The organism is Pseudomonas sp. LM13 (assembly GCF_041381355.1).
GTDB classification, from domain to species: domain Bacteria; phylum Pseudomonadota; class Gammaproteobacteria; order Pseudomonadales; family Pseudomonadaceae; genus Stutzerimonas; species Stutzerimonas frequens.
Map to the genome: position 1 here is coordinate 93109 of NZ_JACBXH010000007.1, position 18108 is coordinate 111216.

The window sequence follows — 18108 nt, forward strand, 5'->3', positions numbered from 1 at the left end:
TTCATGCCTGACAGCAGTTTTGGCATGGCTATCCTTACGGTGTTTATCAGCGGTTCACTTGTGTTGCCCATACCAGCCAGCCTAGCGCCTCAACCCGGTACTGCTCCGAGTATCCACGGCTTGCCTCACGGCAGAACCGCACCCTGACGGGGGCTACATTGTCGGGAAAGCTTCATACCCCACCGTTACCAGTGACGCATGTTTCCCTAGGCTATCGTTGGTCGCACAACGAGTCCGCTACCACCCCATGCCGGCAGTGGTTGGACAATGACAGACAGAGCTTTCGCTCATGTCTCCGGTTTGGAATGAGAAGCGGGACTGCTGACACAGCCGTTCTCTAGGTTGATGCCCTCTCGTTCAGTAGCGAGAGGAACCCCTGCGGGGATTCCCCCGCATGGGTTGATATTTAGGAGGCTCTCCAGAACCGATATTGCTGGTTCTGCGGTCGTGCTACCGAGAGCGAGACGACCTTGGGATGCGCTGTCCGCCGCAGCGGGAACCCTTCTAAGCGCAGGGTTTCAGGGACGGTTTTGATTCCTCGGGGAACCCCCTTGGCTTATGGTTTCCTTCCGGTCACCATCCTCGCTGACCGCACAGCGAGGTTTTGGAGACACGCCACGCGTGTCGCACAAGATGCAGGATAATAAAGCATGACCCGCCTATCGGCTAGCGCCGTGGAGACCCCTGGATGCCGCATCAAGATCAACGTCTGCTGGACCTCAGCGCCTGGCTGGACCAGCAACTACCGGAACTCTTTGCCCGTTGCGGCTGGGGCGAAGTACCGACCGCGGAGCTCACCGCGGCGAGCAGCGATGCCAGTTTTCGTCGTTACTTCCGCTGGCAAGGCGGCGAGCGCAGCCTGATCGTGATGGACGCGCCGCCACCCCAGGAAGACTGCCGTCCCTTCGTCAAGGTGGCGCAGATGCTGGACGAAGCCGGTGTGCATGTACCGCAGGTGCTGGCTGCTGACCTGCAGCGCGGCTTTTTGCTGCTGACGGACCTCGGACGTCAGACCTATCTGGACGTGATCGACGCGGGTAACGCCGATCAGCTGTTCGACGATGCCATCGAGGCGCTGCTCAAGTTCCAGCTGCAGCCGGTCGCGCAGACGATGCCGGCCTATGACGAGGCCTTGTTGCGGCGTGAGCTGCAGCTGTTCCCCGAATGGTACGTGCAGCGCCACCTGGGGCATGCGCTCAGCGAAGCGCAGCAGGTCGCGTGGGAGCGCATCTGCCGGCTGCTGATCGACTCGGCCCTGGCGCAGCCACGGGTTCTGGTGCATCGCGACTACATGCCGCGCAATCTGATGATCAGCGAGCCCAACCCTGGCGTACTGGACTTTCAGGACGCGGTGCTCGGCCCGGTCAGCTACGACATCACCTCGCTGTTCAAGGACGCCTTCCTCAGCTGGCCCGAGCCGCAGGTACGGGCGTGGCTGGAAGCGTATTGGGGCCGTGCCCGTGCGGCGGGCGTGGCGCTGCCCGACTCGTTCGAGGAATTCCTGCGCGCCAGCGATCTGATGGGGGTGCAACGTCACCTCAAAGTAATCGGCATCTTCGCCCGAATCTGCCATCGCGACGGCAAGCCCCGTTATCTCGCCGATGTGCCGCGTTTCTTCGCCTATATCGAGGCCGTGCTGGCGCGGCGGCCGGAGCTGGGCGAGTTGCGGCAGCTGATCGCCGAGCTGCCAAAGGCGCCGCAGGCATGAAGGCCATGATCCTCGCCGCGGGCAAGGGCGAGCGCCTGCGTCCCTTGACCCTGCACACGCCCAAGCCGCTGGTGCGCGCCGCCGGCGTGCCGCTGATCGAGTATCACGTTCGCGCCCTGGCGGCTGCCGGCTTCGCCGAACTCGTCATCAACCATGCCTGGCTCGGCCAGCAGATAGAGGACTACCTCGGCGATGGCAGCCGCTTCGGCGTGGCGATCCGCTATTCGGCCGAAGGCGAGCCGCTGGAGACTGGCGGCGGAATCCACCGGGCCCTGGGCCTGCTTGGCGATGAGCCCTTCCTGGTGGTCAATGGCGATATCTGGACCGACTACGATTTCGCCCGGCTTCGCAAACCGCTCGATGGGCTGGCCCACCTGGTGCTGGTCGACAATCCGCCGCACAACCCCGGCGGCGATTTCCGCCTGGCCGCCGAGCGTGTCGCGACAGCCGAAGGGGAGGGCGACGCGCTGACCTACAGCGGTATCTCGGTGCTGCATCCGGCCTTGTTCGAGGGCTGCCAGGCGGGTGCGTTCAAGCTCGCGCCCCTGCTGCGGCGTGCCATGGCCGACCAGCAGGTGAGCGGCGAGCGTTTCGCAGGCATCTGGATCGACGTCGGCACCCACGAACGGCTGGCGGATGTCGAACGGATACTTGAGGCTCGGCGCTGAGATGTTCTGGCCCATTACCCTGTTGGGGCTGTTGATCGGCTGGTTGCTCGCCAGCATTCCTGGTGCGCTGCTCGGTGGTCTGCTGGGGCAGGTAGTGGATCGCCGCCTGGGCCTCGATTCATGGGCTAGCTTGCGTGAGCGCCTGGCTGGCAAGTCGGCGCTGAAGGGCAATGAGCTGCTGTTCTTTCTACTCGGGCGCCTGGCCAAAAGTGGCGGGCGGGTCAGTCCTGCGCATATCCAGGCGGCACGCGAGGAGATGCGCCGCCAGGGCCTCGATGCGTCGGGGCAGCAGCGGGCCATCGCCGCGTTCAATCGCGGCAAGGCCAGCGGCGACGGCTTGCGCGTGACCCTGCAGCGGCTACGTGGGCAGCGTGAGGAGGGGCGGCGCCTGATCCAGGCCTGTTGGCGCATGGCCCGAGCCCAGGGAAGCATGGGCGCACGTGAGCATGAACTGGTGCTGCTCTGGGGCAAGTGGCTGGGTTGGAATGCTGCCGAGGTGGCGGCGCTCGATCAGGGCGCGGCGCGGCGCAACGAGGCGCCGGCCGGGCGCGGCGGAGCCTACGAGCAGGCCTTGCAGCTACTGGGTGTGCGCCAAGACAGCGACCCGCAGCTGATCAAACGGGCCTATCGCCGCCTGCTGAGCAAGCATCACCCGGACAAGCAGGCTGGCGCGGGAGCGAGCCCGGCGCAAGTTCGCGAAGCGACCGAGCGCACCCGCGAGCTGCACAGCGCCTATGCACTGATCCGCGAGCGCCGCGGTTTTCGCTGAGCCGGTCAGCGCACCGGCTTGCGCTCGAGCCAGCCGCGCACCCGGCGCACCAGCTGCTCCTGATCGGCGTCGCGACCGCCACCCAGGTTCGGCAGGGCGACCTGTCGATAATCCGGATGCCCGGCACGACGCGCCGCATTACGTCGTTGCAGCGCCTGCTGTTTCGCCGCTGCACGGGTACCGGTATAGAAGTCGCCGATGCCCACTGGCAACGCCGCGACTAGGCTCTCCAGCGGCTGTTCCGCCTGCAACGGCGCGCGCGGATCAATCACCACGACCTGCCCGACATCCTTTGGCTGACGCTGCGCCAGATACTGGCTTGCCCAGTAGGCGCCGGTGCCATGGCCGAGCAGAACGATCATAGGCGCCTGCAGTGTGCGCGCATGCTCGATGGCCGCATCCAGGCGCGCCAGCATGCGCTCGGCATCCGTTGGCGGCGGGGTGTCCTGCTCGGCTTGTGGCGGCGTCGAGTCGTCGTTGTCCGTGGCTGCGGTCTGCTCGGGCAAGTAGCCTGCCGAAGTCGTCTGCATCGCGGTTTGGGCATCGCTAGCGTCAGGCTCGGCGCCTTTCTCCGTGTCGGGCTTTTCTTCCGCAGTTGGGGCTTCGGTCGCTGGCGGGCGCGGGCCAGGGCTCGACGTCGAGTCCGCGGGCGTCAGGCTCAGGGTATGCCAGCCGTGCTCGGGAAGGCCGCGTCGTAGCGGTCCGACTGCGCGTGGCCAATCGGCGGTTTCGCCTTCGCTTGGCACGATGATGAGCACGCCACGGGCCTTTGGAGTGTTGGCCGGCTGCCAGAGGGCAAGAAAGCTGTCGTCACTACCCAGCTCGATCTGCGCTGTCCTTTCGAGCTGCCGCTGCAGTCCGGCAGCCAAGGCATCGCCCCGTGTCTGCGGCGCCGGACGCTCGCGGGCCGCCGGCTCGTCCGTCGGCACTTGCTCTACGCTTTCCGGCTCCTGCGCCAGGACAGCGGATGGCATGCCGCCGGCGAGCGCTGCGTTGAGCAGAAGCGCGAGTGCGGGCAGGCGACGCATGGTTGTCTCCTTGGGTAAAGGTGCTGGTGAGTGCTCGGTATGAGACATGTCGGCACGCACGGCCATTATATGAGTGTCGATCTGTCGTGCTGGCCAAGAGGTTGGCCCAAATCAAGCGTGCAAAATAATGCACGGAGTTTTACTGTAATCCGAACGCTCCGGATGGCGCGGCAGTCGATCATCGTATGCTGCCGCGCCCGCTCCTGGCGTTCTTCATGACCCGTGCCGACGATGAGCGGCTACCGAGGAGCTTATGAGCAAGACCAACGAATCCCTGATGCAACGCCGTGTCGCCGCTGTTCCCCGTGGCGTCGGCCAGATCCACCCGATCTTTGCCGACCACGCGAAGAACAGCAGCGTGGTGGATGTGGAGGGCCGCGAGTTCATCGATTTCGCCGGCGGCATCGCCGTGCTGAATACCGGCCACCTGCATCCTAAGATCGTCAAGGCGGTGGAAGACCAGCTGCACAAGCTCACCCACACCTGCTTCCAGGTGTTGGCCTACGAGCCGTACGTCGAGCTGTGCGAGAAGATCAACGCGCGGGTGCCGGGTGATTTCGCCAAGAAGACTCTGCTGGTCACCACCGGCTCCGAGGCCGTGGAGAACGCGGTGAAGATCGCCCGCGCCGCCACCGGCCGTGCCGGTGTGATTGCCTTCACCGGCGCCTATCACGGCCGCACCATGATGACCCTCGGCCTGACCGGCAAGGTCGCCCCGTACTCCGCCGGCATGGGCCTGATGCCGGGCGGGATCTTCCGTGCGCAGTATCCCTGCGCAATCCATGGTGTCAGCGTCGATGACTCGATCGCGAGCATCGACCGCATCTTCAAGAACGACGCCGAGCCGCGCGACATCGCCGCGATCATCGTCGAACCGGTGCAGGGCGAGGGCGGCTTCAATGTCGCGCCGAAGGATTTCATGGCCCGCCTGCGCGCGCTCTGCGACGAGCACGGCATCCTGCTGATCGCCGACGAGGTGCAGACCGGCGCCGGGCGCACCGGCACCTTCTTCGCCATGGAGCAGATGGGCGTGGTCGCCGACCTGACCACCTTTGCCAAGTCGGTCGGCGGCGGCTTCCCGATCGCCGGCGTGTGCGGCAAGGCCGAGATCATGGATGCCATCGCGCCCGGCGGGCTGGGCGGCACCTATGCCGGCAACCCGCTGTCCTGCGCGGCGGCGCTGGCGGTCATGGAAATCTTCGAGGAGGAGCATCTGCTCGACCGCTGCAAGGCGGTGGCGGAGAAGCTCACCACCGGCCTCAAGGCGATCCAGGCCAAGCACAAGGAGATCGGCGAGGTGCGCGGCCTCGGCGCGATGATCGCCATCGAGCTGTTCGAGGATGGCGACCTGGCGCGACCGGCCGCGGCGCTGACGTCGCAGATCGTCGCCCGGGCGCGGGACAAGGGGCTGATCCTGCTGTCCTGCGGTACCTACTACAATGTGCTGCGCGTGCTGGTGCCGCTGACCGTCGAGGACGAGCTGCTCGAGCGCGGCCTGGCCATCCTCGGCGAGTGCTTCGACGAGCTGACCTGATCCGACCTGGCGCGCTGGCATTCGTGAGCGGATGTCAGGCGCGCCGCAACCCTGACCCCTCGGGTACAATGCGCGGCATCTTGCCGTGCTACCCGAGGTCGTCATGCAGCCGTTCGCCATCGCCCCTTCGATTCTTTCCGCCAATTTCGCCCGCCTGGGCGAGGAAGTGGACAACGTGCTGGCCGCCGGCGCCGACATCGTCCATTTCGACGTGATGGACAACCACTACGTGCCCAACCTCACCATCGGCCCGATGGTCTGCTCGGCGCTGCGCAAGCATGGCGTCACCGCGCCCATCGACGTGCACCTGATGGTCAAGCCGGTGGATCGCATGATCGGCGATTTCCTCGAGGCCGGCGCCAGCTACATCACCTTCCACCCGGAAGCCTCCGAGCACATCGACCGTTCGCTGCAGCTGATCAAGGACGGCGGCGCGAAGGCCGGTCTGGTGTTCAACCCGGCGACACCGCTGGACGTGCTCAAGTACGTCATGGACAAGGTCGACATGGTTCTGCTGATGAGCGTCAACCCCGGCTTCGGCGGGCAGAAGTTCATTCCCGGCACGCTGGACAAGCTGCGCGAGGCGCGCGCCCTGATCGACGCCAGCGGCCGCGAGATTCGCCTGGAGATCGATGGCGGCGTCAATCCGAAGAACATCCGCGAGATCGCCGCAGCAGGCGCCGACACCTTCGTCGCCGGCTCGGCCATCTTCAACCAGCCGGACTACAAAGCGGTGATCGACCAGATGCGCGCCGAGCTGGCGCTGGCCCGCCCATGACTCGCCTGGAGCAACTGTTCGACGGCACGCTACCGCGGCTGGTGATGTTCGATCTGGACGGCACCCTGATGGACTCGGTACCGGACCTGGCGGCCGCGGTGGACAAGATGCTGATGCTGCTCGGCCGCCCACCGGCCGGTGTGGCCCGCGTGCGCGACTGGGTCGGCAACGGTTCGCGAGTGCTGGTGCGCCGCGCCCTGGCCGGTAGCTACGAGCATGCCGGTGTCGATGAGGACGAGACCGATGCCGCGTTGGCGCTGTTCATGCAGGCCTATGCCGGCAGCCATGCCTTGACCACCGTCTACCCTGGGGTGCGTGAGTGCCTGGATTGGCTGGCCGCGCACGAGGTGGCACTGGCGGTCATCACCAACAAGCCGGCACAGTTCGTCGCGCCTCTGCTGGAGGAGAAGGGTCTGGGCGGTTACTTCGGCTGGCTGGTTGGAGGCGATACGCTGCCGCAGCAGAAGCCTGATCCGGCGGCGCTCTTCTGGGTGATGGACAAGGTCGGCGCGACGCCCGCCGAGTCGCTGTTCATCGGTGATTCGCGCAATGACGTGCGGGCCGCGCAGGCCGCCGGTGTGCCCTGCGTCGGGCTGAGCTACGGCTACAACCATGGCCGGCCTATCGAGGAGGAGCGCCCGGATCTGGTACTCGACGACCTGCGCCTGCTGGTTGCTTCGGATTCGGGGCTGCGCTAGTGTGGCCGGACTCTTTTTGCCCCGCCTCAAGAGACAAACTCGTGGTGATTAGCCGCAAACAATGGATGAACGTCATCAAGGCCCTGGCCCGTTGGCGCTGGCGCGCCTGACTCTTCCTGCCGGCCCGGCCGGTGCGTTAGCCGTTGTTCGATCGAATCCTCCTCAGACCACGAGGCTGACATGACCCGCGAAGAATTCCTGCGTTTGGCCGACGAAGGCCACAACCGCATCCCCCTGTCGTTCGAGACGCTCGCCGACTTCGACACCCCGCTGTCGCTGTACCTGAAACTGGCCGACGCGCCGAACTCCTATCTGCTCGAATCCGTCCAGGGCGGTGAGAAGTGGGGGCGATACTCGATCATCGGACTGCCTTGCCGCACCGTGCTGCGCGTTCACGGCTATCAGGTGCGGGTGACCGTCGATGGGATCGAGACGGAAAGCCTGGAGGTCGAGGACCCGCTGGCCGTCGTCGAGGCCTTCAAGCAGCGCTACCGGGTTGCGCCGGTCGAAGGGCTGCCGCGCTTCAATGGCGGACTGGTGGGCTATTTCGGCTACGACAGTGTGCGCTACGTCGAGCGTAAGCTCGGCAACTGTCCCAACCCTGACCCGCTGGGTACGCCGGATATCCTGCTGATGGTCTCCGACGCGGTGGTGGTATTCGATAACCTCGCCGGCAAGCTGCACTGCATCGTGCTTGCCGACCCGGCCGCCGAGGACGCCTACGCCCAGGGCCAGGCCTACTTGGCACAGCTGCGCCAGCGCTTGCGCCAGCCGGTCGTGCCGCGCCTGGGGCTGGACTTCGAGGCCGGGCCCGGCGCGGAGCCGGCGTTCCGCTCGAGCTTCAGCCGCGAGGATTTCGAGCAGGCGGTTTGCCGCATCAAGGACTACATCCTGGCTGGTGACTGCATGCAGGTGGTGATTTCCCAGCGCATGTCGATCCCGTTCAGGGCTGCGCCGATCGATCTCTACCGCGCGTTGCGCTGCTTCAACCCGACGCCCTATATGTACTTCTTCAACTTCGGCGACTTCCATGTGGTCGGCTCGTCGCCGGAAGTGCTGGTGCGCGTCGAGGACGGCCTGGTGACCGTGCGACCGATCGCTGGCACCCGTCCGCGCGGCGCCAGCGAAGAGGCTGACCTGGCGCTGGAACAGGACCTGCTGTCCGACACCAAGGAACTGGCCGAGCACCTGATGCTGATCGACCTGGGTCGCAACGATGTCGGGCGGGTCGCCGAAACCGGCTCGGTGAAAGTCACCGAGCAGATGGTCATCGAACGGTACTCCAACGTCATGCACATCGTCTCCAACGTCACCGGCCAGCTCAAGGCGCCGTTGTCGGCGATGGATGCGCTGCGCGCGATCCTCCCGGCGGGCACGCTCTCCGGCGCACCGAAGATCCGTGCCATGGAGATCATCGACGAGCTGGAGCCGGTCAAACGTGGCGTCTATGGCGGCGCGGTGGGCTACCTGGCGTGGAACGGCAACATGGACACCGCCATCGCCATCCGCACCGCTGTGATCAAGGACGGCGAGCTGCACGTACAGGCCGGTGCCGGCATCGTCGCCGACTCGCAGCCGGCGCTAGAGTGGGAAGAGACGCTGAACAAGCGCCGCGCCATGTTCCGCGCAGTGGCGTTGGCAGAGAAGGGTAGCGACTGACCCGGACGCGGCGCGATTCACTTATCCGGTGAAATGCGACTAAAGTCCGCGTGCTCCGTATGGTAATGGCAGTTGGCTATGCCTATAGTCGGTGAAGGCCGGGCTAGAGCGCCTGGCTGCCAACTTCCACAATCTTCGACCTGCCGATGCCCCTGACTCCCAGCTCCGGTTCTGCCAATCCACCGCGTCAGTTATGGGCTTCAGTGCTGGCCGTCGCGCTCACCGGACTGCTGGTGCTGGTCTACCTGCTCTCGAGCCTGCTGGATTTCAGAGGTAGTCCGGTTTGGTTTCCGTTGCCCCTGCACGTCGTCATGGAAACCTTCGCCATCACCGTGGCGATTCTGGTGTTTGCCGTGGCTTGGCACAGTCAGCAACCGGTGCATCTGTCCAACCCACTGCTGGCCTGTTCGTTTCTCGCCATCGCGCTGCTCGATATGGCGCACACGCTTTCCTACCAAGGCATGCCTCTCTGGGTGACGCCTGCGTCACCGGAGAAGGCGATCGCGTTCTGGCTGGTGTCCCGCTTCGTGCTCGCGCTGACGCTCTTGGTCATAGCCTGCCGCCTGTGCGTGACCCTGCCACGCTATGTGCTGCTCGTATCGGCACTGGGCCTGGTGGCCCTGGTGGGCTATCTGCAGCTTTTCCAGCCGCAGCTGTGGCCGCGTACCTTCATCGAAGGTCAGGGGTTGACCGCTTTCAAGGTCAGCATGGAATGGCTGTTGATCGCGTTGTTCGCGCTGGCCGCCTGGCTGTTCTGGCGTAACCGTGCAGAAAGCGACGCAGCCTATTTCGACGGTTTGCTGGCCGCGACGCTGATCTCGATCCTCGCCGAGCTGTGTTTCACCGCCTACACCAGCGTGAACAGCTTCTACAGTCTGCTCGGACATGCTTACAAGATCGTGTCCTACTGCTTCATCTACCAGGTGGTGTTCGTTTCCAGCGTGCGCGCCCCGTACCAGCGTCTGGCCATTGAAATGAACGAGCGGGTGGCGGCACAGCAGCGTGCCGATTACGTCACCTATTTCGACAGCCTGACGGGACTGCCCAATCTCAGTCTGCTGGAAGAGCGTACACGCCAGGCAATCGCAGCGGCCCATAGCCTGAAGGGGGCCGTGGCGGTGCTCTATATCGACATCGACCACTTCAAGATGGTGAACGACTCCTTTGGACGCGCGTTTGGCGATGAGTTGCTGCGTATCACCGGCTCCCGACTGCGGGCGGTACTGCCCGACAGTGCCGTGCTGGCTCGTGCAGGTGGCGACGAGTTCGTCGTGCTGCTGGCGGACCCGAGGGATGCCGATGGTGCTTCCGCAGTGGTTCAGCATGTGCTGGAGAGGTTGGGCGAACCCTTCATGATCCAGAAGCAGCAGATGGTGGTCTCGATCTCGGTCGGGGTCGCGGTCGGGCCTGACGACGGAATGGATTTCACCTGCCTGCTGCGCAATGCGGAAATGGCCATGTACAAGGCCAAGGAAGCCGGCCGTCGCACCTGGTGTTACTACAATCCTGAGCTCGATACGGAGGTGCGCGGCCGGCTCTTGCTGATCAACGGGCTGCGCTTGGCGATCGAGCGGCAGGAGTTGCTGCTCGAGTATCAGCTGCAGCTCGATCTCGGCAGCGGCAAGGTGGTCGGTGCGGAGGCACTGGTTCGCTGGCAGCACCCGCAGTGGGGGCTACTGTCGCCGGGGCGGTTCATCCCGGCGGCGGAGCAGAGCGGCCTGATCGTCGATCTCGGCAAGTGGATCATTCTGGAAGCCTGTCTGCAGGCTGCCCGGTGGCGTGCCGAAGGGCTCGATGTTCCGCAGGTCGCAGTGAATGTCGCGGCGGTCCAGCTGCACCAGGGATCGCTGGTGGACACCGTAGCCGCAGCACTTGAGCAGAGCGGCCTGCCTGCGGCGGCCCTCGAGCTGGAGCTGACCGAATCCAGCCTGGTCGAAAATACCGAGCAGGTGATGGCTACCTTGGCAGGGCTCAAGGGCCTGGGTGTGAAGCTGGCAATCGATGACTTCGGTACCGGCTATTCCTGCCTGGCATACCTTCGCCGCCTGTCGGTGGACACGCTGAAAATCGATCGCTCCTTCGTCAATGACCTGGCGGACGAGGATGGCCATGCCATTGTCGCCGCGATCATCCAGATGTCCGAGTCGCTGGGGCTCAATACGCTGGCCGAAGGGGTGGAAAATGCCGAAACTGCAGCAGAGTTGCGCCGGCTAGGCTGTCGCCAGGCCCAGGGATTCCTGTATGCGCGGCCGGTTCGCGCAGCGCAGCTGCCTGACGCGATTGCCTCCCTGAGTAGCTAGGTTCGCCATCGCTTGTCGATGGCTGTCGGGTATCGCTCTGGTATAGTCCGTTGAAAACGTGGCCTGGCATGGGCTACTTTGCGCTGACCGCCCTGCGAGGCCTTTCCGTGATATTCAGCAGTATTCTCCTGATGCGCCTGTTCAAGGCCAATGCCCGGTGGCGTTGGCGCGCCTGATCCCCATCGTTGGCTCCGTGCCGAAATAGCCATTCACGCCTGCCCTTCGAGCGCTTCCCGCGTCGCTACCGCGACGTCCGAAGCTCGCGGCGGGCGCTGGATCAGCCTCAAGCCTTTAGGGTGACGCAAATGCTGCTAATGCTGGATAAGCAGCATCGACTTCTTGTGGTGTCCGTTGGCGTCTACGCTATTCCTTAAAGCCCCTAATTCAGGGGCTTTCACGTTTGTTGGCGTCCATGCCGTCCGTTGGCATCTACGGATAATGCGGGTATCGTTGCGGGTATCAATGTACGGATACCCGCACCATGCCTCTAACCGATGCCAAGATCCGCAACACTAAGGCTGGCGATAAACCTCTCAAGCTCACCGATGGCGGCGGCCTGTACTTGGAGGTTCGCCCGAGCGGTGCCAGGCTGTGGCGTTTACGCTATCGCATAGACGGTAAGGAGAACGTGTTTGCTATCGGTGGTTATCCGGAGATCGGCCTGGCAGATGCGCGTGATGCGCGGGAAAAGGCCAAGCCGCTGATTCGTCAGGGCATCCATCCATCGCACAATCGGCAGGCTGAGCGACTGGCTAACAGCGCAGCCAATGCGAACACTTTCGAAGCGGTCGCCCGCGAGTGGATCAAGAAAAAAGCCCCAAGTTGGACGCCATACTACTTACGGCAGGTTGAGCGGTTCATGGTGGCCGACGTGTTCCCTTTTGTGGGGAAGTTGCCGATACGCAATGTTTCTGCTGCGCATTTGCTTGAGATCCTCAATCGAATTGAAGGGCGAGGGGCCGCCACAGTTGCCTTGCTCGTAAGGCAGTGGTCATCGGCAGTGTTTCGATATGCCGTCGCGACACTGCGTGCAGATACCGATCCGGCTGCCGCTCTGAAGGGGGCTATCCATCGGCCCAAGGTTCAGCATCACAAGCCGCTAACCCGTGATCAGATAGCGGAGTTTTCTAAGGCCTTGGAGCAATACGGCGGCTACAGAGCTACGGTAATCGCGCTTCGTCTGATGCTGCTTACATTCGTTCGAACAGTAGAGTTGCGCAAGGCAGAGTGGATTGAATTCGACCTGGATCGTGCTGAATGGCGAATCCCGGCTGAGCGCATGAAGATGCGTGAGCCCCACATAGTTCCTCTATCGACTCAGGCGGTTGAACTGCTGCGTGAGCTGGCCACCCATACAGGCGGTCGTCGCCAGCTCTTTCCGAACCTTCGCAATCCGAACGAATGCATGACGGCAACGACATTGAATCGGGCGCTTGAGCGCATGGGGTTCAATGGAAAGAACAGTATCGGCTTTTCGGCTCATGGCTTCCGCGCAACAGCTTCGACAATGCTGAACGAGATGGGATACCGCACAGATGTTGTCGAGCGGCAGTTGGCGCATGCCGAGAGAAACAAGGTGCGCGCAAGCTATAACCAGGCGGAGTATCTGGAGGAGCGACGGCAGATGATGCAGGCATGGGCGGACTGTGTCTGTACGCCCATCAAGTAACTTTCTGTGTTGTCCAGTTGACAATCCTTTCGAGGTCTTTGGGTTCGAATAAGGAGGTTATGGATTTTAAAGATCGCCTAGGCGATTTAGATGCTTGGATATGTACTCTCCATTTTCACTCTCCATTTTTAGAAGTATTTCGAGTACTTCTGTTCGTTTTATTTCGTGCGTTTCGGCTAGCTTGTCAAGACGGTTAATGGCTTTGTCTGAAAGTATGAAGTTGTATTGATTTTTGCCATTTTGCTTTGCTCGGTATTTGTTTTGGCTCCATCTTTTTTTGATTGACTCGATGAGTAGTATCTTTTCTGGGGTGGTGAGAATTGATAAATCAAGGGTGATTAATAATTCATTCTTCGTTTTTGGTGGGAAGTGCTGGCTAGTGATCTCTGGATTTTTCTTGTCAATAATTTGCCATGCAATTTTTGTTTTAGATTCTTCATCCGTGCCGTCGAACCAATCGAAATATTTATCATTGCTTATCAATTTTTCCCATGACTGCTTTATATTGCCAACTAGTTCGTTTTTCTCGTGAATTCCATTCCCAGCAAATAAGGTGTCGATAGTTGCTATTGAGGCTTCTCTGTGCTCTAGAGTGTTGATAAGGGGGCAGAGATGCCCTGTCGCTAAGTATGTTGAGTGTTGTATATATTTACTTTGCCTTTCATTTCCTTTAATCCATGTTAGGGCGCTCTCGGGTAATAGATATTGGTTAATTTTTAGTAGTATTTCGTTTTTAATTGATGGATTGCTTTCAATTGCCTCTGCAATTTGATCACGCCTCTTGGGGGCGTTGATATCACAAGTTATTCCTTGGGCTGGCCGCATGACGTTTATGAAATACCATAGCCAGATTTCTGCTCGCCTATCGATATTTATTTTAGGGAGAGCTCTTTGAAGCCTATCATTTACTCTTACTACCACGCCAGGCATCCTTATTAGCAATATGTATCGGTGGTCGGCATCTCTAGTAGATTTATAGCAAAAAAATAGGGTTTTTTAGTGGTTTTCAGGTGGATTTCTAGAGTTTTTATAGCGCAGGTCGGAGATGTGGTAGTCAGTATATACGGGGTTTCTGGTGCTGGAGCCACATAGGGACCAGTTTTGTTGGCGTCTCTAGGGTATGGATGATTCGTCGGGTGCTAGTTGGAAGCTTGTGAATCTTGGGGTGGTGGGTTTCGTATAAGGCAAAGAAGATGGCGTGTTGTGGGGGGTGAAAAATATAAATCCCCATATGTGGTGAGTTAAATTAGGGGCTCATCATGAAAGTTATTCGACTGCAGCAGGTAATGCAAATGACTGGCCTTGGGCGATCTACGGTCTATAAGTACGTAAGTGAAAATTGGTTTCCGAAGCCAATTCCTTTGGGCGGGCGAAGTGTGGGTTGGCTTGAGAGTGAGGTGGTGGAGTGGATAATGGCCAGAGTGTCCGAGCGGGATATTCGAACGAGTGAGTTGATCTGAGTTGCTGCTCATTGCGTAAACTGTTTAAGTGTTACTGCAGTCAGGAACCTCCTGACTGTAGTAATATTATTTTTACAGAGTTGTTTTTTGGCATGTGACTGTCTTTTTGTTAGGGCGGCTGTGTTGAGTTTTTATCTTATAGAGTTATTTGCATTCGGTATTGGTAGTATGTGTTAGGGGTAGTCGTAATGCGAATCTGGTGCGGGCTGTTGATTTGATTGTATCGCTAAATTTAAAAAAACTCGTTGTTGTAAATGTTTGAAAATAACAGCGAGGTATTTAAGTATGAAGCGACACTCTCAAAATCAGAACCTGGTGATCCATGATGAAAGTGACTATTCTGGTTTGCCTGTCCAAGTAGGCAAGGGGCCTTTCGTTAAACAGTATCTTGAAAAGCTCTACAGTGCTATTGGGTTGGCGGTTGGGCAATATTCACGCGTGTTTGCCTTTAGGGTCGACTTGAGGTTTCCCAAAGATGCGGAGCTGCCTGAAAGCGTCTATACGAATCAAGTTATCAATCGATTTATCGAGTCATTCAAGGCGAAAACTCGTCACAATCGACAAAAGGCGCGCCAAGAGAACAAGCAGGCGCATGACAGTGAGGTTCGTTTTGTATGGGCGCGGGAAATAGGTGGGGATGGAAGGCCTCACTATCACGTGGCTATTTTGCTGAATTTCGATGCCTTTAATGCTCTTGGCAAGTTCGAGACGGGAAGGGATAACATCTTCAACCGACTAGAGCAGGCATGGGCAAGCGCCTTGGGGCTTTCAGTAGACTGTGTCAGGGGGCTGGTTGAGATACCAGCCAATCCAGCCTACTGCTTGCGTCGTAATGATCCGCAGAGCCAGGCTGATTTTTTCTACAGGGCCAGTTACCTATGCAAGGTTGCTACCAAGGTCTATGGGAGTGGTCAGCATGGTTTCGGGGCAAGCAGGCTCTGATAGCCAGTTGCGTTGCTGCTTGGGTGGGTTGAGCCCCAACTGGGCTTAAATCACTCAGGCAGGTGGGCAGGGCGTCACACTGGCACTGGACGGATGCCTAGGAACTTGTTCCAAGCACCGCCTGTGCCTTGTGAATAACTTCCAGCAGCAGGCGCTCTTCAGGTTCGTTGCCTAGTCTATATGATAGCTGGCAGAGTCGATCTTGAGCTTTGCGCAAAATCTCTCTTTCTGCTCGGTCTGTTTTTCGGGCGAGACTGTCCAGATCAATCAGTAGCGCTTGTATCTCGCCGGTAGTCATTGCCGCACTTCAGCCAGGCAGCGGCTGCGCATCGCGGAGTCTTGAATCGCATAGCAGCGACCTGGGTCATTGTGCGCGAGAGCCAGGCAGTAGGTCCTAGCATCAGCCTCAGCAATGGCGCAACAGCTGGAGGTATCAGCTGCGTTTGCTGTGGCTGTGAGACCAAGCAGCAGGCCGGCAAGGTAGTGACGGATCATGGGGGCTCCCGGTTGCTTGAGTTATTTGTCCAGCGTCATGCCAGCCAATCGGGAGGCAGGCCAGATAGACAGAAATTCATCCCACAGGGTGTATTCTTTTTGAAAATCGCTCATTGTGCTTTCGCCTTACGTGTAATTCGGATGGTTTGGCAGAACCATTGGAGTCAGCTTGCGGGGCAAAAGATCAGCAGTTGCTCAATGATCGTATCCAGCAGCGCAAGATCCTCGCGTTCATCGGTTGCTGTGTATTGTCCGCTGTGCCGATTGATTTCCACTTGCCATGCTTGCCATCCGCTATCGCAGGGCTTGAAGTGAACTCGGAAAATGCAGATGCCTGTCCAGCTGCGGTGACAGTGCAACACGCCGTCTTCGTAGAAGATGAACCACTTCTCTTCCATCTCGGTCGGCACGAAGCCGCGGATGATGGTGGCCATTTCCTGAGGCGAGTAGCGGGTTTCCAGCGGCACCGTGACTCGTGCGGCTGGCATGAATCTGCTTTGCCAGTCGGTACGGCGAGCCATAGCACGTTTCAGTGGAGGCTCGGCTGGCAGAAGGGCCAGCGCGGCCCGGAGAATGGCAAGGTCGCGCTCTAATCCTTTACTGTTGGTTGATTGTGCGATCAATCGCTTGGCCTCCTCTGGGTTTGCCCAGATCAGGCGCTCAGTCTCCCGGTTACCAAAGGTGAGGTCTGGTGTTCCACGGCCTGTCAGCATCAGGAAGAAGCGATTGATCGTGGTGCCGCCAGAAAATTCACCGGGTATGGCTGAGAGAATGGTGGCGTCAATGCCCATTTCTTCGCGTACTTCGCGCAACGCGGTCTGCCTTGGGCTTTCCCCTTTATCCTGGCGGCCTTTGGCAAATGTCCACACATAGCCATCGAAGTGGTTTTTCACCTCGCGCATCAGCAGGTAGCCATTGGGGTCGATCACCACGCCGCCATAGGCCACGGCTTTACCGGTGCTGGCGCTTTGTTGCCAGGGAAGGCCCTCGAAGCCTTTCGGATGGGGTTCGCTGAGATCATCCGACATATCGTAGAGCGCCGACCAGACTCTGCCGTAGCGTTTGGCGCGATCTTTCCCAAGGCTAAGCGCTACTTCGTCTTTGAAATTCGCATAGTCAATGTCCTGCGCAATGGCACTCATCGCCTCCGCCAGGGCGGAAGCAGACGCCGTGGCTCGCCAGGGGTAATCAGTGCCCTCATGGGCTCGGGAGGCAGAGAGTGAAGGCAGATAGTGATTGCGAAGACGGTCCAGGTCGCTGCGTGTGCGGCTGCGAATGGTCAGGTCATCGCTGGTGCCTTTCTTTACAACGGAAAAGAAACCGAATTTGGTAAACAGCCACATGTGCATGCCCGTCCCTGAGGTTGTGGATCGGGCAGCGAGGCGCCCGGAGATTGCGTCAGGCTATTACGAATCAAAATGATCTGTAAATGGTGCGTTTGTGATTTTTAATTGCGGGTGTTGTGATCGCAATTTATGCTGTCCCGGCTTTAACTTAGGCCAGTCCAACCATGATCACTGAAGCTCTCTCGCAGCTAACGCAAGCCCAGCGCGATCGCCTGGCCTACCTGGAGTTGCGTCTGCGATTCGTAGGAGAGATAGGCCGGCAGGACCTGATTCAGCGCTTTGGCATTCAAACGGCGGCCGCCACCCGTGACCTCGCCACCTATCGCGAGCTCGCCGGCAACAACCTGGCGTATGACCGCAGCAGCAAAATCTATACGCCGACCAAAGAGTTTCGGCCGATCTTCACCTTCTCCGCTGACCGGGTACTGGCCTGGCTGGCAGAGGGATTTGGTGATGGAGAACCTGAAAGCAGTGCGCCGGGAATCTCCTGCGTAACGTCCGGGCGTCTTAACCAGCCGGATCTGGACACACTGGGTATCGTGACGCGTGCCATTTACCACCGCTGCCCTCTGCGTGTGGAGTACTACTCCCTCGGCAGCGGCAAGACCCAGCGGGAGATCGTGCCGTTTGCCCTCATCGATACGGGTTTGCGTTGGCATGTGCGTGGTTACGACCGCAAGCGCGGTGCGTTTCGGGATTTCGTAGTCACGCGCATCAAGCGGCCGAAGCTGCTGATGGAGTCTCCCGTCGCCGAGCACGAGCGGCCGGAGCAGGATGTCCAGTGGAGCCGGATAGTGGAGGTCGAACTGGTGCCGCACCCCGACCAGCCGCATCCGGACATCACCGCCATGGATTACGCCATGCAAGACGGTGTGCTGCGCCTGAGGCTGCGCGGGGCCACGGCGGGTTACGTACTGCGCAAATGGAGCGTCGACTGTTCGCCAGATCATCGGCTGCGTGATCCGGAGTACCGCCTCTGGCTGAAAGATCCCCTGCTGCTCTACGGCGTGGAAACAGCGGTGCTGGCGCCCGGTTACCGAGCGACCTGAGCGAA

15 protein-coding genes are annotated in these 18108 nt (G+C 60.2%); 12 read left to right on the forward strand and 3 right to left on the reverse strand.

Features of this window, described 5'->3' with window-relative positions; all coding sequences use genetic code 11:
- Positions 1-688: 688 nt before the first annotated feature.
- Genes HZR81_RS07950 through HZR81_RS07960 form a run of 3 tightly spaced genes read left to right on the forward strand, consistent with a single transcriptional unit; the run spans position 689 to position 3145 of the window.
- Positions 689-1708: an aminoglycoside phosphotransferase family protein gene (locus HZR81_RS07950; protein WP_264884347.1), complete on the forward strand. Its 1020-nt coding sequence runs from the start codon at positions 689-691 to the stop codon at positions 1706-1708.
- On the forward strand, positions 1705-2376 hold the full coding sequence (gene murU, locus HZR81_RS07955) for an N-acetylmuramate alpha-1-phosphate uridylyltransferase MurU (RefSeq protein WP_200595933.1): 672 nt from the start codon (positions 1705-1707) through the stop codon (positions 2374-2376). The genes HZR81_RS07950 and murU overlap by 4 nt, the downstream gene beginning before the upstream one ends.
- Before the next feature lies 1 nt (position 2377).
- A complete protein-coding gene (locus HZR81_RS07960; RefSeq protein WP_125866311.1) occupies positions 2378-3145 on the forward strand; it encodes a TerB family tellurite resistance protein in 768 nt (255 codons plus the stop codon).
- A 5-nt stretch (positions 3146-3150) separates the two neighbouring features.
- Here HZR81_RS07960 and HZR81_RS07965 read toward each other — a convergent pair whose 3' ends face one another.
- Entirely contained in the window at positions 3151-4173 is a 1023-nt protein-coding gene (locus HZR81_RS07965; protein ID WP_500127760.1) for an alpha/beta hydrolase family protein, read from the reverse strand.
- Positions 4174-4426: 253 nt separating this feature from the next.
- On the opposite strand from HZR81_RS07965, the gene gabT reads away from it, so the two are divergent.
- The 6 genes from gabT to HZR81_RS07995 all read left to right on the forward strand — a co-directional run bounded on the left by gabT (position 4427) and on the right by HZR81_RS07995 (position 12811).
- Positions 4427-5707 (forward strand): 4-aminobutyrate--2-oxoglutarate transaminase, encoded by a 1281-nt coding sequence (gene gabT / locus HZR81_RS07970; RefSeq protein ID WP_500127761.1) that lies wholly within the window; start codon positions 4427-4429, stop codon positions 5705-5707.
- A 103-nt stretch (positions 5708-5810) separates the two neighbouring features.
- Positions 5811-6485 (forward strand): ribulose-phosphate 3-epimerase, encoded by a 675-nt coding sequence (rpe, locus tag HZR81_RS07975; RefSeq protein ID WP_061373909.1) that lies wholly within the window; start codon positions 5811-5813, stop codon positions 6483-6485.
- The gene (locus HZR81_RS07980) at positions 6482-7183 is read left to right on the forward strand and encodes a phosphoglycolate phosphatase (protein WP_110778155.1); all 702 of its coding nucleotides are present in this window, start codon (positions 6482-6484) and stop codon (positions 7181-7183) included. Before rpe ends, HZR81_RS07980 begins: the two co-directional genes overlap by 4 nt.
- A gap of 180 nt (positions 7184-7363) precedes the next feature.
- Complete coding sequence (gene trpE / locus HZR81_RS07985; RefSeq protein ID WP_500127762.1) at positions 7364-8842, forward strand: anthranilate synthase component I; 1479 nt, start codon at positions 7364-7366, stop codon at positions 8840-8842.
- Positions 8843-8988: 146 nt separating this feature from the next.
- Positions 8989-11142 carry a putative bifunctional diguanylate cyclase/phosphodiesterase gene (locus tag HZR81_RS07990; RefSeq protein WP_500127763.1) on the forward strand — a complete coding sequence of 718 codons (2154 nt, stop codon included), beginning with the start codon at positions 8989-8991 and terminating at the stop codon, positions 11140-11142.
- A 481-nt stretch (positions 11143-11623) separates the two neighbouring features.
- The gene (locus HZR81_RS07995; protein ID WP_500127764.1) at positions 11624-12811 is read left to right on the forward strand and encodes a tyrosine-type recombinase/integrase; all 1188 of its coding nucleotides are present in this window, start codon (positions 11624-11626) and stop codon (positions 12809-12811) included.
- Positions 12812-12877: 66 nt separating this feature from the next.
- Here HZR81_RS07995 and HZR81_RS08000 read toward each other — a convergent pair whose 3' ends face one another.
- Positions 12878-13732 carry a hypothetical protein gene (locus HZR81_RS08000; RefSeq protein ID WP_500127765.1) on the reverse strand — a complete coding sequence of 285 codons (855 nt, stop codon included), beginning with the start codon at positions 13730-13732 and terminating at the stop codon, positions 12878-12880.
- Between the two features lie 338 nt (positions 13733-14070).
- Here HZR81_RS08000 and HZR81_RS08005 point away from each other — a divergent pair, with 338 nt between their 5' ends.
- Both HZR81_RS08005 and HZR81_RS08010 read left to right on the forward strand, forming a co-directional pair.
- A complete protein-coding gene (locus HZR81_RS08005; protein ID WP_500127766.1) occupies positions 14071-14271 on the forward strand; it encodes an AlpA family transcriptional regulator in 201 nt (66 codons plus the stop codon).
- A gap of 285 nt (positions 14272-14556) precedes the next feature.
- Complete coding sequence (locus HZR81_RS08010) at positions 14557-15213, forward strand: inovirus Gp2 family protein (protein ID WP_500127767.1); 657 nt, start codon at positions 14557-14559, stop codon at positions 15211-15213.
- Between the two features lie 659 nt (positions 15214-15872).
- Here HZR81_RS08010 and HZR81_RS08015 read toward each other — a convergent pair.
- Positions 15873-17051 carry an NUDIX hydrolase gene (locus tag HZR81_RS08015; RefSeq protein ID WP_500127768.1) on the reverse strand — a complete coding sequence of 393 codons (1179 nt, stop codon included), beginning with the start codon at positions 17049-17051 and terminating at the stop codon, positions 15873-15875.
- 167 nt (positions 17052-17218) lie between these two features.
- Here HZR81_RS08015 and HZR81_RS08020 point away from each other — a divergent pair, with 167 nt between their 5' ends.
- On the forward strand, positions 17219-18103 hold the full coding sequence (locus tag HZR81_RS08020) for a helix-turn-helix transcriptional regulator (RefSeq protein WP_500127769.1): 885 nt from the start codon (positions 17219-17221) through the stop codon (positions 18101-18103).
- Positions 18104-18108 lie beyond the last annotated feature (5 nt).

Coding starts and splice junctions, on each gene's coding strand:
- HZR81_RS07950 (WP_264884347.1), top strand. CDS start 689: ATGCCGCATCAAGATCAACGTCTGCTGGACCTCAGCGCCTGGCTGGAC.
- murU (WP_200595933.1), top strand. CDS start 1,705: ATGAAGGCCATGATCCTCGCCGCGGGCAAGGGCGAGCGCCTGCGTCCC.
- HZR81_RS07960 (WP_125866311.1), top strand. CDS start 2,378: ATGTTCTGGCCCATTACCCTGTTGGGGCTGTTGATCGGCTGGTTGCTC.
- HZR81_RS07965 (WP_500127760.1), bottom strand. CDS start 4,173: ATGCGTCGCCTGCCCGCACTCGCGCTTCTGCTCAACGCAGCGCTCGCC.
- gabT (WP_500127761.1), top strand. CDS start 4,427: ATGAGCAAGACCAACGAATCCCTGATGCAACGCCGTGTCGCCGCTGTT.
- rpe (WP_061373909.1), top strand. CDS start 5,811: ATGCAGCCGTTCGCCATCGCCCCTTCGATTCTTTCCGCCAATTTCGCC.
- HZR81_RS07980 (WP_110778155.1), top strand. CDS start 6,482: ATGACTCGCCTGGAGCAACTGTTCGACGGCACGCTACCGCGGCTGGTG.
- trpE (WP_500127762.1), top strand. CDS start 7,364: ATGACCCGCGAAGAATTCCTGCGTTTGGCCGACGAAGGCCACAACCGC.
- HZR81_RS07990 (WP_500127763.1), top strand. CDS start 8,989: ATGCCCCTGACTCCCAGCTCCGGTTCTGCCAATCCACCGCGTCAGTTA.
- HZR81_RS07995 (WP_500127764.1), top strand. CDS start 11,624: ATGCCTCTAACCGATGCCAAGATCCGCAACACTAAGGCTGGCGATAAA.
- HZR81_RS08005 (WP_500127766.1), top strand. CDS start 14,071: ATGAAAGTTATTCGACTGCAGCAGGTAATGCAAATGACTGGCCTTGGG.
- HZR81_RS08010 (WP_500127767.1), top strand. CDS start 14,557: ATGAAGCGACACTCTCAAAATCAGAACCTGGTGATCCATGATGAAAGT.
- HZR81_RS08015 (WP_500127768.1), bottom strand. CDS start 17,051: ATGTGGCTGTTTACCAAATTCGGTTTCTTTTCCGTTGTAAAGAAAGGC.
- HZR81_RS08020 (WP_500127769.1), top strand. CDS start 17,219: ATGATCACTGAAGCTCTCTCGCAGCTAACGCAAGCCCAGCGCGATCGC.